This window comes from Pseudomonas sp. CYM-20-01, assembly GCF_023169845.1.
GTDB classification, from domain to species: Bacteria; Pseudomonadota; Gammaproteobacteria; order Pseudomonadales; family Pseudomonadaceae; genus Aquipseudomonas; species Aquipseudomonas azotoformans.
This window is the reverse complement of record NZ_AP025169.1, coordinates 951,360-966,116: the sequence shown is the minus strand read 5'-3', so window position 1 is coordinate 966,116 and position 14,757 is coordinate 951,360. Positions and strand designations below refer to the sequence as shown.

Below are 14,757 nucleotides of genomic sequence, written 5' to 3'. Positions count from 1 at the left end.
GCGTGATGACAGGACCGGTGTTGTTGCTTGTCTGCCTGCTGTTGATCGGCCTGTCGTTCTGGCAGTTTCAGCATGGCCTGCGCAAAGCCCAGACAGACCGCGTGTTGGAGCGCCTCGGCGACGGCCAGCCCGACACCCAGGAGCCGAATACCAAGTGGAGCGGCCTTGAGCGCATGTTCCAGCGCGCCGGGCTGGGCAAGCCCACCGACCGCCTGGGCCTGTGGCTGAGCGCCTGGGTGATAGGCGCGCTGTTCGGCTGGCTGCTGGCCGACGGTCTGGGGCTGATCGCGATGGTCGTGGCGCCGCCCCTGGTACTGCGCGTGTACATCAGCTGGCGTTATCAACGGCGCGTGCAGCGCATGGTCGAGCAACTGCCGCAGTTGCTCGACCATAGCGTACGCAGCCTCAAGTCCGGCAGAACCCTGGCGGACGCGGTACTGGGCGGCGTCGAGGGCGTTGAAAACCCACTCAAGGACGCCATGGCCCGCGTGCAGCGCAACGTGCGCATGGGGGTCAGCCTGCCGGACTCGGTGAGCGACTTTGCCGAGTTCTACGAGCAGGACGAATTCCGCCTGTTCGCCCTCGGCCTGAAGGTCAACCACCGCTACGGCGGCAACGCCAGCGAACTGCTGGAAAACCTGATCAAGATGATCCGCGAGCGCGAACAAGGCGCGAGGCAACTCAAGGCCATGACCGGTGAAACGCGCATGACCGCTTATGTGCTGGGCGGGCTGCCCATCCTGATCGTCGGCTACTTCATGATGGTCAACCCGCAATACTTGATGACCATGTGGAACGACGGCACCGGCCGCACCCTGCTCTTCGTGGCATTGGCGATGGACATGGCCGGGACCCTGGCCATGTGGCGCATGCTGAGGAGTGTTTGAGATGGCACTGCTGGCCTTCGCCTTGTTGTTGCTCGCCGCCGCCGTCCTGGTGGGTGGCCAGTTGCTCGAAAACCGGCGGCGCGAGCGCAGGGTCACGGAGCGCTTGCAGGGGCGGATGGGCACTGATGACAAACTCGCCACGCTCATCCGCCAACTGGGCGGCAGCAGCCTGGCACAGCGTTCGGTCAGCCTGGACAACGAGACCCAGACCCTGCTGAACCGCGTGGGTTGGCGCAAGGCCAGCCAGCGTTCGCTGTTCGCCGCCTTCCAGGTCGGTACACCGATTGTGCTGCTGGGTTTCACCTTGCTTGGCCAGCAGATACTGTTCCCACACGCGGACCCCGCATGGATTGCGCCGATGTTTGCCCTGGGCATCGGCTACCTGCTGCCCAAACGTGTGCTCGCCGCTGCGGCCAAGTATCGCCAGCAGACCATCGCCAAGGAAATTTCAACCTTCATTCCACTACTGCGCATCCTGTTCGAATCCGGCATGGCGATTGAACAGTCGCTGCGGGTGGTGGGCAACGAAGCGCAGCGCCTGCTGCCTGCACTGACCCATGAACTGCGCCTGATCCTGGCACGGGTCGATTCCGGGCTGGAGCTGGGCGAGGAACTGGGCAAGACCGCGCGCCTGCTGGAGGTAGATGAGTTCACCGACACCTGCATCATCCTCCAGCAATTGATCCAGCAGGGTGGCGGCGCGATGAAGTCCCTGCTGGCCCTCAAGCAACTGCTCGACGACCGACGCCTGACCCGCTTGCAGGAATACATCTCGAAGATGTCGGCAAAAATGTCGGTGGTGATGATGGTGTTTCTGTTCCCCGCTTTGTTGATCGTGCTCGGCGGCCCGGCCTTTATCGGCATCGCCCGCGCGTTGAGCCACTTTTGAGGAGACCTTGATGAAAGCACTGATTGCCGGCCTGACACTGTTGATGCTCGGCGGCTGCGCCACCAACGGCCAATCACCCTGGGCGGCACTGACCTCACCCGGCAGTTGCGCCAAGCCGAGCGCGGACCAGGAGCTGGCGCTGAACCTGTCCGATGACCTGGCCAACGAAGGCAAGCTGCACGCCAGCCTGGCCAACCTGCAAAACCTGCCCGAGTCACTGCCCCAGGTGCGCCAGCGCAAAGCCCGCACTTATCGCCTGCTCGGGCGCAGCGAAGCCGAGCCGTTGTACCGCAGCCTGCTCGGCACCTGCATGACGGCCGAAGGCGAGCACGGCCTCGGGCAATTGGCGGCCGCCAGGGGCAACAACGGCCTGGCCATGACTCACTTGCAACGGGCTGCGCAGCTGGCACCCACTGACGAAAAGATCCGCAATGACTTGGGCGTGGTGTACCTCAACCAATTAAGGGTGGAAGACGCCCGCTTTGAATTCATGACCGCCATCGAACTCAAGCAAGGCGACCCGCTGGCGGCCGTCAACCTGGTCACGCTGTTGATTTACCAGAATGACTGGGGGCAAGCGGCCAAGGTTGTCAGCCAGTTGGGCCTGAGCCGCGAACAGTTCACCGAGGCCCAGGCCCGCGCGGAGAAACTCAAGGCCTCCGGCGTGGCGACACGCAAAGTCGCAGCGGTCAGCGAAACCCTGCCGGTGACCCTCAAGTAAGGAGAGCAAGATGAAAGCACACTACTTCATCGCACTGGCGCTGCTACCCCTGAGCGCACTGGCCATCGAACCTGGCCCATCGTCCCCCTACCAGGCGGAGACCGAAAACTGGATGGCATTGCAGGTCGATGGGCGCGCAGCTTCCGCCACGCCACAACGGACCACGCCCGCAGAACGAGAGCAGGCCTTGCAGCGTTGGTTGGACAGCAACAAACATCCAATTCCGGAGTTCTTCGAGTCGCAATCCGGCGGGTCGTCCAAGGGTGGGAAGAGTCAGTAACCGTCAGTGCGCCGTCACCCGTTGCCGCAGCGCCGAGGTAGCCGGCGACAGGGCCAGTGCCAGCTGGGTACGGTTATGCATATGGGTGAGGCGAAGCACCTGGGACACGTACAGCTTGACGGTGTTTTCGGTGATCCCCAGTTCACAGGCGATCTGGTAGTTGGTCTGGCCCTTGCCCACCAGGCGCGCAACATCGAGCTGGCGCGGCGACAGCTGGTTGAAGATGGTCGGGATTTCGATCGGCCCGGCATCATCGACGACCGGCTCGCCCTCATCCGCCAAGCCGGCGCCAGGACTGCGCCGCACTTTGTCGAGGTCCTGGTACAAATCGTTGATGGATTCGGAAAGGTATTGCAGCTTCTGGTTCAGGTGCCCCAGGTGCAGCTCCTTTTGCCGCTCCTCCAGCGCCGCTTCCTGGCGTTGCAGGCCTTCGAGCAACTCATCGAGGTTGATCGGCTTCTGGTAGTAATCCGAGATCCCCGCGCGCAGGGCCTTGATCACGTCCTGTTTGTCGGCACGCCCGGTGAGCATGATGGCCTCGAACGCGCGCTGCTTGCCCGCGACCTTCTGCATGGCCTGCACCAGTTCGATGCCATCCATGTCCGGCATATGCAGGTCGCACAGCACTAGGCCGATCTCGAGGTCTTCGCTGAAGCGCTGCAAGGCGTGTCGGCTGGACTCACAGGGGACGCAGCGGTAACCGCTGCCTTCAAGAAATTCGCAGAGCTCTTCCACGATCAACGGCTGATCGTCGACCACGAGCACTTTTACCGCCGAGGTAAGCTTGTTCACGCGCTACTCCATGCCTGGCAAGCCAAAGGGCGCCCCATCCATTTGGACAAAAAAAACATCCGGATACTACATAAACGTAGACGCACTTTCCGACTATGTACATAGCGGCAGAGCGGTTGTTCGACTAATGGATCCAAAGCCAGCACAGCACAAATCCTGTCAAAACAAAGGGGGCAAAGGGCTGTTTGGTTGACACCTGCACATCTGTCCTCCGCCGACGCGCCCTAAGCCTTTGACTCACAAGCACCCAGCACGCCTGAAACAGCGCCGCACCGATCAACGACCACAGCAAATAGTCCAGCGTACTGGCCAGGGCCAGCGCAGCCAGCAGCTTCACATCCCCCGCGCCAAAGCGGCCCAGCGCATAGCCGGGCAAGGTCAGCAGCAAGGCCAGGGCGAAGGCCCAGCCGCCCTCGCTGGCGGGCGCTCCGAGCCAGGTCGTGCCCGTCCACAGCAAGAAGATCAGCGCCAGCAGCGCCGCCCCCAGGGTCAGGCCATTGGCAATTTGCCGCTGACGCATATCCTGCAACGCACAGAGCCCCAGCCAGAGCAGAATCACCACGCCATGGATCACGTAAAAAACATCCCTTTTCGCTGAATGATTCTATGCTGATATCAAGTAGTAGCCGTCAGGGTAGACGCAGTCATGAAAACAGGCCTGCCTGGAAAGCAAAAAGGTGCGGCGGCGATTGAGTTCGCCCTGGTCTTCGCGATCTTTTTTGCCGTGTTCTACGGGTTGATCAGCTATAGCCTGCCGTTGCTGTTGATGCAGTCGTTCAACCAGGCGGCGGCGGAGGCCGTGCGCCAGGCCCTGTCGGTGGACCCGATAGCCGCCGGCACCGCGTACGGGACGCAGGTGACCGACCGCGCCAAAAACACCGTGATCACCCAGTTGAGCTGGATCCCTTCCAGCTTCCAGTTCTCCCCCAGTTACATCAGCAGCACCTACAACGGCACCACTTTGACCGTGGCGATCAACTACCCCACTACCAACCTGTATTCCGTGTTCCCGGCACTGGTGCTGCCGGGGATCGGCACCGTCCCGAACCTGCCGGCCAACCTCTCCGCCAGTTCGAGTCTGCAGTTTTGACGTCGGGGGACAAACTCTTCGGGCGCCTGCTCGGTCGCGCCAGCGCGCCGCCCCTCGACATGCCGGGTGTGCCCCTGCCAGGGCTGCAGGTGCAATTGGATGCTCTAGGCCATGTGCTGAGCATCAGCGGCAGCCTGCGCCCACAGCTTGCGATGCACGCCATCGGCGAGCGCCGGCCACCACTGCATGAACTGCTGTGCGCCAGCAGCGCCTTGACTATCGAAGGCAGCCCCGCCGACTGGCAACACCAGAGCCTGGACCTGGACTTCCAGGCCGCAACCGGCCAGGTGCTGCATACCCGCGGCTGGATCGAACCCGACGGTGATGACTGGAGCCTGCGCCTGCAGGACGTTGGCGATTTGCTCGCCGGCCGGCAACTGGCCCAGCACCGCGAACAGAACCATCAACTCGCCTGCCAGATGAGCGAGCAATTGCGGGTGTGCAGCCTGGCCCGCCTGCCCGAGGTGTTCAACGAGCACCTGCGCAGCCTGGCCCAGCGCTGGCACATCCCCTGCGTTGCCCTGGCCTTGCTCGATGACGAAGACCACGGCTGGCGGATCTACAGCCAGTACGCCGCCCACGACGCCCCCGCCTTGTGGCAGGCCGGCCAACACCTGGGGATCAGCCTGGACAGCGTCAATGGCAACGCACCGTTGAGCCTGGCCCAGGAGCGCAGCGATAACCCGCGCCTGCACAGTATCTTCGGCGATGCCGACGGTTTCCTGGTGCCCTACCGCGACAGTCAGGGCGTCGCCGCCTGGTTGCTCTGTGGCCAGTACAACGGCCAGCAACACACCCGCGAACGCGATTGGCTGAACCTCACCGCCGCCCTCGCCGCGCCGCTGCTGAGCCGGCTGCGCGAGCAGCGCTACCACCAGCAGCTCGACCGTATGGAGGCGTTGCAGGGCCTGCTCGGCACCGGCTGGTGGGAGCTGCTGCCGGCCACCCAGGAAATCCAGCTGGCCCCGCAGTTGCTGCACAGCCTCAGCCTGGAAGACGGTCCTACCCGCCAACCCCTGAGCCAGTGGCTGGAACTGATCCACCCGGCCGATCGCCAGGCCCTCGACAGCCGTCTGCACGACCTGCAGGCCCTGGGCAAACCCTTGCTGACCAGCGTGCGCCTGCAACGCACCGACGCCGAGCACCACCCGCTCTGGTATCGCGTGCAGGGCCAGGTGCTGGGCGTGGGCGACAGCCGCCGCTGGATCGGTTTCATGCTCGACATCAGCGACATCAAGAACCAGCAACTGCAAGCCGCCGCCGCCCATGCGCGCCTGGACAACCTGATCGCCAGCTCACCGGCCGTGATCTATGTGCAGCGCTATGTCGACGGCGCCCTGCATCCGGCCTTTTTCAGCGACAGCCTGCTACCGCTGCTGGGCTGGACCTTGGCCGAGTGCAACCACGAAAGCCTGGCGTCCTTGATCCACCCCGAAGACCGCGAGCTGTACTTCGAGCGCAGCCGCCAATTACTACGTGACGGCAGCGTACGCAGTCGCTACCGCCTGCGCGACAAACAGGGCCACTACCACTGGTTGCTGGACGAAGCCAAGTTGCTGCGCGATGACCTCGGCCTGCCGGTGGAAGCCGTCGGCCTGTGGCTGGATGTCACCGAGGCAACCCTGGCCGCCGAGCAAATCAGGCAGAGCGAAGAACGCTACCGCATCCTGGTCGAAGACTCCCCGGCGATGATCTGCCGCTATCGCCCGGACCTGACCCTGACCTTCGGCAACACACCGCTGGCCAACTACCTGGAATGCCTGCCCGCGCAATTGCCGGGACTGAACCTGGGTCACTGGCTGTCGGACGAACAACGCCAGGCCTTTGTGCAACGCATCGAACAGTTGACCCCGGAATTCCCGGTCAGCACCGCCGAAATCAGCTTGGAATTGCCGGGACGCGAACATGCCTGGTGGGTCTGGTCGGACCGTGGTGTGTTCGATGAACAGGGCACGCTGGTGGAAGTGCAGGCGGTGGGCCGTGACAACACCGAAGTGCGCCGCTCCCAGCAGCAACTGACGCAAAGCGCCAAGATGGCCACCCTGGGCGAAATGGCCACCGGTCTGGCCCATGAAATCAACCAGCCGTTGAACGTGATGCGCATGGCCGTCGTCAATGTGCTCAAGCGCCTGGGCAATGGCGATGCGCAGATCGACTACCTCATCGAAAAACTCCAGCGCATCGATGCCCAGGTGCAGCGCGCCACGCGGGTGGTGGACCATATGCGCGTGTTCGGCCGCCGCTCGGAAATCGAACAACTGCCTTTCGACCCGTCGCAGGCGGTGGACGGCACGCTGTCACTGCTCGGCGAGGGTCTGCGCGGCAAGGGGGTGGAGGTGCGGATCACCCCGGCGGACTTCCAGGTCCAGGTCAAAGGCTATGTCGACCAGCTTGAACAGGTGTTGATCAACCTGATGGTCAATGCCCGTGACGCGCTGTTGAGCAAGCGGGAAAAACACCCTGAATTTCGTCCCTGGATCGCGGTGCATTGCGAGCACGACAGCCGCCATGTACGGATCTGGGTGGAAGACAACGGCGGCGGGATTGACCCACGGCTGCTAGAGCGGATTTTCGAACCGTTCTTCACCACCAAGCCGATTGGCGTGGGCACCGGGCTGGGGTTGTCGGTGAGTTATGGGATTGTGGAAAACATGGGCGGACGCCTGAGCGTCGCCAATGGTGAGCACGGCGCGAAGTTTTGTGTGGAGTTGCCGATCAGCTAGATCACCAGGTAGGCGCGACCCATGTGACAACTGAGGTTGGCGCCGACTTCGGCATTGCCGAGGTTGACACCCAGGGCTGCGAGCAACGTGTTGACGATAGGGTCGAGGATCGGCGCCAGGACGTTCTGGACCAGGCTGACCACCGAGTTGACGATGGTCGCCAGTGCACTGGTGACTGTGCTGTTCGGCGTAGCGGGCGTGCTTCCGGTAGGTGGGACATAGGTCACCTGCAAGCCGCTCAAGGTAGCCCCCAGGCTGTTAACGATATTGGCGGTGCCGGGTGGGCTTTTGTAGATCGTCGCCGCATTGATGTCATTCACCGGCGAAAACAACACCGTATTGGTTTGTGCCCCTACGGTGGACAACGCCCTCAGGTTCAAGCCACCGCCGACGCCGGCGGTACGCGGACCGCACACCAGGGTCAGCAGGCAAAAGCGTTGGCCAAAGTCGATCAGCCGCACCGGCTGCACATTCACAGGCAGGGACGATGAAAACGCCGACACCGGGTCAACGTAGCCGACGCCCAAGGTAGCGAGTGAGGTGGTGGCCTGCACCGTCAACGACTTGGTGGCCGGGGTGGCGCAACTGAAGTCTGTCACGTGGCTCTCTGCACTGGCCGCCTCGATATAGATGGATAAGGTTGTGGTGATATCCACATCAGCCACATTGCACCCGACTATGCACACGACACCGGCCACCACATCGAGCAGGTTCAGGTTCAACAAACCGCCGACCACCTTCGACACGGGCGTCGCCAGCCCGGTCAGTATCGAGGAAACCCCCGAGACCACCTTGATGATGGGCGCATCGATGGTGACCAACGTGCGTACCTGGGCAGTTCGTACAAAAATCTGGTCCGTCGGCGGATTATTCAACAGCCCCGCCTTGGCCTTGGCCGGATTGCCAAACGCAGACAGTTGCGGCGGTTCGATGACTTTGGTCTGGACCGAGACGGTGCCAACCAGAGGAATATTCACCTGCGCTGCCGCACTGACCGCACTTTTGCTACTGGATAGCTGCGCCACGGTCTCCAGCAACTGAAACAACTGCACACTGGTATTCAAGGCCGCAGCCGGCGTCCCGGTGGCGACTTTCAGCAAGTCTCCCACCTTCAGAAGCTGGGTATTCGGGGCGATGGCTTTTAATGTAATCACGTCGTTGATCACCGCCGTGGCGACCGCGCCATTTTTTTGCAGGACCTTCACCGCCGCATCGATCAACTGGCTGGCGGATACGGCGGTGCTGAGCAACGCGTCGTAGTCCCCCGCCTTGACGTTCAATTGGATCGCCAACTGGTCCAGATAACCGAGCAGATTCACGTTCGTCGTCAGCAAGCCATTCCAGCCCGCTGCGGTCAGGGACAGGCTGCCGCCCAACAGGTTGCCGATGACCATGTTCAATAGCGGGGAGTTGCCGGAGTTCACCGAGGCCAGACTGCTGCGAATCGTCAGTTGCGCCACCGGCGGTGCATAGGCGGCCACGGCAGTGGCACTCAGCACCATTTGGGTAGACATCGGCGCGCCGCTGAACATGTTCCACAGCCCACTGGCGACGCTGGTCATCACGCTGCGGGTGGCGACCACGCGGACGGCATCGTTTTTGGTGGCATCGGCCGCAAACACGCGGACATTGCTGGCATTGGTGGTCAGTGTGCCGCAGGTCACGGCCAGGCCACGGCTGTTGTCGCCGGCGACCACGGTGAAGCCGTTGCGTGTGGCGTTCTGCACGGCGTAGTCATTGGCGGTGGTGGTGGGTGTGCACAGGCCGCCACGGCTTGCGGCTTCCAGCGCGGCACTGTCGGCAACGGACTGCAGCTTGCGCTTTTCCAGGTAGAGACGGCCGCTGTCTACCGCCAGCAGCAGGAACACCATGGCCATCGCCAGGGTAGCCGCCGCCATCACGCCAATTGCACCACGCTGCCTGTCACCAAGTCGGGGAGACATCAGGCACTCCTTAGCGCTTACTCTCCGTAGATGGTTTTGAGTGTAGACAAGGGCTGGCCCGTTGCCATAAATCGGTTTTAGGGTTTTAGGGTTTTAGGGCTTTAGGGGGCTGCTTCGCAGCCCAACGCAGGGCAAGCCTGCTCACCACAGCAAGCCTGCTCACCACAGCAAGCCTGCTCACCACAGCAAGCCTGCTCACCACGGCGAGCCTGCGCCTAAAGGGGTTAGTGAGGGGGGTAGCTGGAGAGGACGCGGGTGACGGTGGTGCGGATGGCTTTGTCACGGTCCTGTGGGTTGGGCGAGGTGGCCATCATCTGTTCGTCGCTGCCGCGCCAGACCAGTTTGCCGTCCTTGCCATCGAGCAGATCGATCTGGATGGTCGCCACTTTGTAGGTGATGTTGCGCGTTTCGTTGTACATCGGCGCGCCCCAATAGCCATTCCACGGGCCGCCCCAGGCGCCGCCGTAGTTGGTGGTGACCTGTTGCTGGCGGTCTTCGACGATCAGGTAGGCCTGCACGTTCAGGTCAGCCCTGGTGCCAGGCGCCGCAGGGCGCAGGCCGCGCTGGTCGAGCTGTTCACCCACGGCCTGGCGGATGCGTTGTTCGGTGAGGTCGCTCTTGATGCGCGGGTCATCGGGGCGGTATTGCAGGGCCGGGTCTTTCCAGGCCCAGCTGCGGTAGGCGCCGAAATCCCGGCTGGCGTCAAAATCGTGGTTGACCTGGGCATTCTGGCAACCGCCAAGCAGCACAACAAAAGCGAGCGTAGCGATACGACGAAACATGGTTGTTCTCCAAAGAGCGACCCGCGCTAAAGATGAGAATAGCGGTTAACTGGGAGGGTACGCCGTCATTGCCTTCTGCACCGCCTGGCGCAAGGCATCTCCCCGCTCACTGAGGCTGCCCTGGCTGCCCGTCTCTGCGCTGGCACTCCACACCGGCTGGCCGGTGCGGGCATCGAACAGGTTGACGCGCACCACCACGACCTGCACTTCATAGGTGCGCACGATCGGCACCGAGTTGTACATGCCATAGCCATTGCCATAGCGGTTGTAGCCGCCGTAACCGTAGCCGTAGTCATCCTGGACTTGCTTGAGACGCTTCTCCAGGCGCACGTCGGCGCTGACGAAGAGGTCCGCCGGGCGATTGTCATGCAAGGGGCGCAGGCCGCGCTGGTCAAGGGCGCCGCTGACCGCTTCGGCAATCTGCGCCGAATCCGCCCAGGCCGTGCCCGCTGGAAGCTGGCCGTTGCGCCAGGCCCAATTGCGGTAGGCGTCGTAATCGCGCACCGGCGCCGGGTAGGCACTGGCATCAAAGGTGTGGGCCGCCTGGGGCGGCGCCGGTGGGATCGGCGCCGACGCGGCAACATAAGGATTGGGGCTTGAACAGGCGCCCAACCCCAGGGACAACAGGATCAAACAGAGACGACGCATTTCGACCTCCGCAGACTGGGCCGCTTAAACCGGACGGCAGATCCAGTGCAAATAACGCCCAAGTCCGGCAAAGCTTGGGTGACGACGGTGAGCGAGTTCCATCTCCAAAAGGTCCTGTAAATCCGCACGGGCCTGGAATTCCACCGGCATATAGTCGTGGAACACCCGCACGCCACTTTGGCTTTCGACCTGCCAAAGGCCTTCGAGTTGCGCCGCCAATTCTCGTGGGTCCAACGGTTGTTGCGGCGTGAGGCTCTGCTTTTCGCCGGCCATGTCATTCTTGCGCATTTTGCGGAAATGGCCCTTGAGCAGGTTGCGATAAATCAGCGCATCACGGTTGTAGAACGCCAGGGACAACCACCCACCCGGCGCCGTGAGTTGGTGCAGTACCGGCAGGATTGCATGGGGTTCGGCCAGCCATTCCAGCACCGCGTGGCACAGCACCAGGTCGTAGGGTTCGGTGAGCTGGCCGAGCAGGTCTTGCCAGGGTGCATGGATAAACGTTGCGGTCTGCCCCGCCTCGGCGAAACGTTGGCGGGCGCCTTCGAGCATCGGTTCGGCCGGTTCGGCCAGGGTCACCTGGTGGCCTTGTTCGGCGAGCCACAGCGACATATGGCCCAGGCCCGCACCAATATCCAGCACACGCAGCGGGCGCTTTGGCAGGGCTTCGGTGAGGTCGGCCTGGAGCACTGCCAGGCGGATCGCGCCTTTGGCACCGCCGTAGATTTTCTCGGCGAAGCGCGTGGCCAACTGGTCGAAATGACGGTCACTCATGGGCAAACCGCCGTTCGCTGTCGGCCAGTTTGGCGCGCACCACCTCATTCATATCCAGCCCCAGCTCACTGCACAGCAACAGCAGGTACAACACGATATCGCCGACTTCCTGCCCGGCATGGGCGAGTTTGTCGGCCGGCAGCTGGCGCGACTGGTCTTCGGTCAGCCATTGGAAGATTTCCACCAGTTCGGCCATTTCCACGCTGGCGGCCATGGCCAGGTTTTTCGGGCTGTGGAACGGCTTCCAGTGGTTGGTATCGCGGATGCGGTGCAGGCGTTCGGTGAGGTGTTCGAGGTTCATGCGGCAGGCTCCTGAAGGTGGATAGCTTCGGGGGGAATGGCCTTGAAGGCAAGTGAACCTTCAGACCGCCTTCGGGGGCAAGCCCCCTCCCACCTTTGATAGACCAACACATCCCAGTGTGGGAGGGGGCTTGCCCCCGATAGCGATCTAATCAACGACGCTGAACTCGATGCGCGCCGTCTGCCCGGCTTCGTCGAGGACACTGAGTTGATAACGCCCAAGTTGTTCGAAACTGGCGTTGATAAAGTCCTGGTTGGCGCTGTCGCCCAGGGGCGCGCCGTTAAGGAACCACCAACGCCGGCCACTGCCGCCCAGGGCGGAGATTTTCAGGCGCAGCGCCTGTTGGCTGGCGGCGGGCAGGCGCAGTTGGTCGCCTTCACGCACGCCAACGATGGATAAAGGTGAGGACGCGGCCAGCGCCGGTGGCGGGCAATCAGGGTCGGCCGCGGGAATGCGCGCTTCGCGGCGTTCGGCCCTGGGCAGCCAAGGCTCCAGGGGCGCGGGCCACAGGGCGATACTCCTGGGCTCGGCGCCAGGGCAATGAGCGTCCACCCGCAAGCCCTTGGAATTGACCCACACACTTTCCATCAAGCCCACGCTCAACGGCTGGTCCAACGCCTGCAAAGTGGGTGGCGTGGTGTTGTCCAGCGTCCAGGCAAAGCGCTGGCGGCGGCAGTTGGGATCGCTGCGGCTCATCGGCTGGCCCAGCGGCCAACAGATCGCGGCCACACCGACATTTGCCGGCACCAGCTTGACCGGTGCAGTGATACCGCGCTGGCTGTCGCGGTTAGTCAGCACATCGTGCACCTGCAACATCAACGGTGCGGCGGAGGCCAGGCCGAACTGGCCCGGCACCGGCGTGCCGTCCGGGCGGCCGATCCACACGCCGATCAGGTAACGCGGCCCCACACCGATCGCCCAGGCATCGCGAAAGCCGTAGCTGGTGCCGGTCTTCCAAGCCAGCACAGGGCGCTGCACCAACTCGGCACGCGGGTCGCGGTCGGGTCGCGCCTGACCGCTGAGGATGCGCCGCACAATCCAGGCGGAGCCTGGCGACAGCAACGGCCGCTCTCTGAGGGTGTCGTCCGGTTGCAATCGAAGGGTGGCGCTTTTGCCGTCTCGAGCGAAGGCACTGTAGCCGCTCACCAGGTCTTCAAGACGGCTGCCCGCACCGCCCAGGATCAGCGCCAGGTTCGGCTCGGCCAACGCCGGCAATGCCAAAGGCACGCCGCCGATGCGCATTTCGGCGGCGAAGCGCTTCGGCCCGTAGGCTTCCAGCAACTGCACCGCCGGGAGGTTGAGCGAGCTGGACAGCGCCGTACTCGCCGGCACTGCACCGGTGAAACCCATGGAGAAGTTACCTGGCCGGTAATCGCCATACCGCCGGGGCACATCCTGCAGCAGGGATTCGGAGTGGATCAGCCCCTCATCCAGCGCCATCCCATAAAGGAAGGGCTTCAAGGTGGAGCCCGGCGAACGCAGGGCGCTGATCATGTCCACATGGCCGAAGCGCTTGACGTCGTTGATATCCACCGAGCCGAGGTAGGCCCGCACGGCCATGGTTTCCTCTTCCACCACCAGGATCGCGGCCGAGGTGTGCTCCGGCAAACGCGCGCGCCAGCCCAACAGCAGGTCTTCAAGGCGACGTTGCAGGGTGGCGTCCAGGGTGGTGCGGATCAGCGGCGGGCTGTCCGGGCGGTTCAGGCGCCGTGCGAGCAAGGGCGCCAGGCTCGGTTCCAGGCGCGGGGCAAGCAAGAGCGGTTCTTCCAGGGCCTCATCGACGGCAGCTTGCGGCCACACATGGAATTCGGCGAGGCGGCGCAGCACTTTGTCACGGGCGTCCTGGGCGCGTTGGGGGTGGCGGTCCGGACGCAAGCGGCTGGGCGCCTGGGGCAGCACGGCGAGCAAGGCGGCTTCGGCGTGGGTCAGCTGTGACGGCGACTTGCCCAGGTACGCCCAACTGGCGGCAGCCACGCCCTGCAACGTACCGCCAAACGGGGCGCGATTCAGGTAGAGGTTGAGGATTTCTTCCTTGGACAGGTGCCATTCCAGCTGTGCCGTGCGCCACAACTGGCGCAATTTGCCATGGAAGGTGCGCGAATGCGGATCCAGCAAGCGCGCCACCTGCATCGACAAGGTGCTGCCGCCCGACACCACCCGCGCACCGGTCAGGTTCTGCCACGTCGCCCGCACCAGTGCCAGCGGATTCACGCCGGGGTGCTGGTAGAACCAGCGGTCCTCATAGGTGAGCAGCGCATCCAGGTAATACGGAGATACTTCGCTGGTCTGCACGGGGTAGCGCCACACACCGTTGGCATCGGCAAACCGCCACAACGGCGTGCCATCCTCGGCCAGCACCACCCGCGCCAGGTCATCCTTGGGCAGGGGCAACGGCCAGATGCGATCGGCCAGCCACAGCAGGGCGATCACCAACAAAAGGCTGGCCAGGGTCCAGCGGGCAACTAAACGCAAACTCAAACGGGCAAACCTCTATGCTGGTAGGGAACTAGCCTGTTGCAATAACAACCAAAGGCACAGATACGCCCACCTTCTCATCAGGACACACACATGCAGGTAGAAAGCTTTTTCGAATGGTTGGGCCAGGCGCTCGGTTCGATCATCCGCTTTATCGTCGACGGACTCAGCGGCCTGTTCGGTGCGCTGACCCACGCCGGTGGCAACTTTGTCGAAGGCCTATCCCGCACCTTGGGCATGGACACCTCGATCATCAGCATCCTCACTCTGATTGTCGGCCTGATGCTGCTGTACTCGGCGGTGCGCGCCTTCATGCGGGCGTCGATCATCATGGGCATCATCTGGCTGCTGCTGGGCCTGTGGCTTCTGAGCTGGGTCGTCCACTGACCCCGAAACACCGAAAATCACCTGTGGGAGGGGGCTTGCCCCCTCCCACATTGAGGCCCCGTTTT

The 14,757-nt window shown here is 63.2% G+C and carries 15 protein-coding genes; 7 read left to right on the top strand and 8 right to left on the bottom strand.

Translation table 11 applies throughout. The annotated features are described in order from the left end of the window. Nucleotides 1-5: 5 nt before the first annotated feature. Genes M2497_RS04125 through M2497_RS04110 form a run of 4 tightly spaced genes read left to right on the top strand, consistent with a single transcriptional unit; the run spans nt 6 to nt 2,777 of the window. Entirely contained in the window at nt 6-887 is an 882-nt protein-coding gene (locus M2497_RS04125; protein ID WP_248485940.1) for a type II secretion system F family protein, read from the top strand. A gap of 1 nt (nt 888) precedes the next feature. Further along, the gene (locus M2497_RS04120) at nt 889-1,776 is read left to right on the top strand and encodes a type II secretion system F family protein (protein ID WP_248485939.1); all 888 of its coding nucleotides are present in this window, start codon (nt 889-891) and stop codon (nt 1,774-1,776) included. Nucleotides 1,777-1,786: 10 nt separating this feature from the next. Continuing rightward, nucleotides 1,787-2,497 (top strand): hypothetical protein, encoded by a 711-nt coding sequence (locus tag M2497_RS04115; RefSeq protein WP_248485938.1) that lies wholly within the window; start codon nt 1,787-1,789, stop codon nt 2,495-2,497. A gap of 10 nt (nt 2,498-2,507) precedes the next feature. Next, nucleotides 2,508-2,777: a DUF3613 domain-containing protein gene (locus tag M2497_RS04110; RefSeq protein WP_248485937.1), complete on the top strand. Its 270-nt coding sequence runs from the start codon at nt 2,508-2,510 to the stop codon at nt 2,775-2,777. A gap of 3 nt (nt 2,778-2,780) precedes the next feature. Here M2497_RS04110 and M2497_RS04105 read toward each other — a convergent pair whose 3' ends face one another. Together M2497_RS04105 and M2497_RS04100 are read right to left on the bottom strand one after the other, a co-directional pair. After that, nucleotides 2,781-3,569 (bottom strand): response regulator transcription factor, encoded by a 789-nt coding sequence (locus tag M2497_RS04105; RefSeq protein WP_248485936.1) that lies wholly within the window; start codon nt 3,567-3,569, stop codon nt 2,781-2,783. 124 nt (nt 3,570-3,693) lie between these two features. Further along, nucleotides 3,694-4,143 (bottom strand): prepilin peptidase, encoded by a 450-nt coding sequence (locus tag M2497_RS04100; protein ID WP_248485935.1) that lies wholly within the window; start codon nt 4,141-4,143, stop codon nt 3,694-3,696. Between the two features lie 72 nt (nt 4,144-4,215). Between M2497_RS04100 and M2497_RS04095 the strand changes: the two genes are divergently transcribed. Both M2497_RS04095 and M2497_RS04090 read left to right on the top strand, forming a co-directional pair. After that, nucleotides 4,216-4,659 (top strand): TadE/TadG family type IV pilus assembly protein, encoded by a 444-nt coding sequence (locus M2497_RS04095; RefSeq protein WP_248485934.1) that lies wholly within the window; start codon nt 4,216-4,218, stop codon nt 4,657-4,659. Continuing rightward, on the top strand, nt 4,656-7,382 hold the full coding sequence (locus tag M2497_RS04090; protein ID WP_248485933.1) for a PAS domain-containing sensor histidine kinase: 2,727 nt from the start codon (nt 4,656-4,658) through the stop codon (nt 7,380-7,382). Before M2497_RS04095 ends, M2497_RS04090 begins: the two co-directional genes overlap by 4 nt. On the opposite strand, the gene M2497_RS04085 is transcribed toward M2497_RS04090, so the two are convergent. The 6 genes from M2497_RS04085 to pbpC form a co-directional block, all read right to left on the bottom strand. Then, the gene (locus M2497_RS04085; protein ID WP_248485932.1) at nt 7,379-9,325 is read right to left on the bottom strand and encodes a pilus assembly protein TadG-related protein; all 1,947 of its coding nucleotides are present in this window, start codon (nt 9,323-9,325) and stop codon (nt 7,379-7,381) included. The genes M2497_RS04090 and M2497_RS04085 overlap by 4 nt on opposite strands. Nucleotides 9,326-9,549: 224 nt before the next feature. After that, complete coding sequence (locus tag M2497_RS04080) at nt 9,550-10,107, bottom strand: DUF4136 domain-containing protein (RefSeq protein ID WP_248485931.1); 558 nt, start codon at nt 10,105-10,107, stop codon at nt 9,550-9,552. A 45-nt stretch (nt 10,108-10,152) separates the two neighbouring features. Next, entirely contained in the window at nt 10,153-10,755 is a 603-nt protein-coding gene (locus M2497_RS04075; RefSeq protein ID WP_248485930.1) for a DUF4136 domain-containing protein, read from the bottom strand. Between the two features lie 24 nt (nt 10,756-10,779). Further along, entirely contained in the window at nt 10,780-11,529 is a 750-nt protein-coding gene (locus tag M2497_RS04070; RefSeq protein ID WP_248485929.1) for a methyltransferase domain-containing protein, read from the bottom strand. Then, on the bottom strand, nt 11,522-11,830 hold the full coding sequence (locus M2497_RS04065; RefSeq protein ID WP_248485928.1) for a MazG-like family protein: 309 nt from the start codon (nt 11,828-11,830) through the stop codon (nt 11,522-11,524). The genes M2497_RS04070 and M2497_RS04065 overlap by 8 nt, the downstream gene beginning before the upstream one ends. A 147-nt stretch (nt 11,831-11,977) precedes the next feature. Then, complete coding sequence (gene pbpC / locus M2497_RS04060; protein ID WP_248485927.1) at nt 11,978-14,308, bottom strand: peptidoglycan glycosyltransferase PbpC; 2,331 nt, start codon at nt 14,306-14,308, stop codon at nt 11,978-11,980. 90 nt (nt 14,309-14,398) lie between these two features. Here pbpC and M2497_RS04055 point away from each other — a divergent pair, with 90 nt between their 5' ends. Then, the gene (locus M2497_RS04055; RefSeq protein ID WP_248485926.1) at nt 14,399-14,692 is read left to right on the top strand and encodes a hypothetical protein; all 294 of its coding nucleotides are present in this window, start codon (nt 14,399-14,401) and stop codon (nt 14,690-14,692) included. Nucleotides 14,693-14,757: the final 65 nt, after the last annotated feature.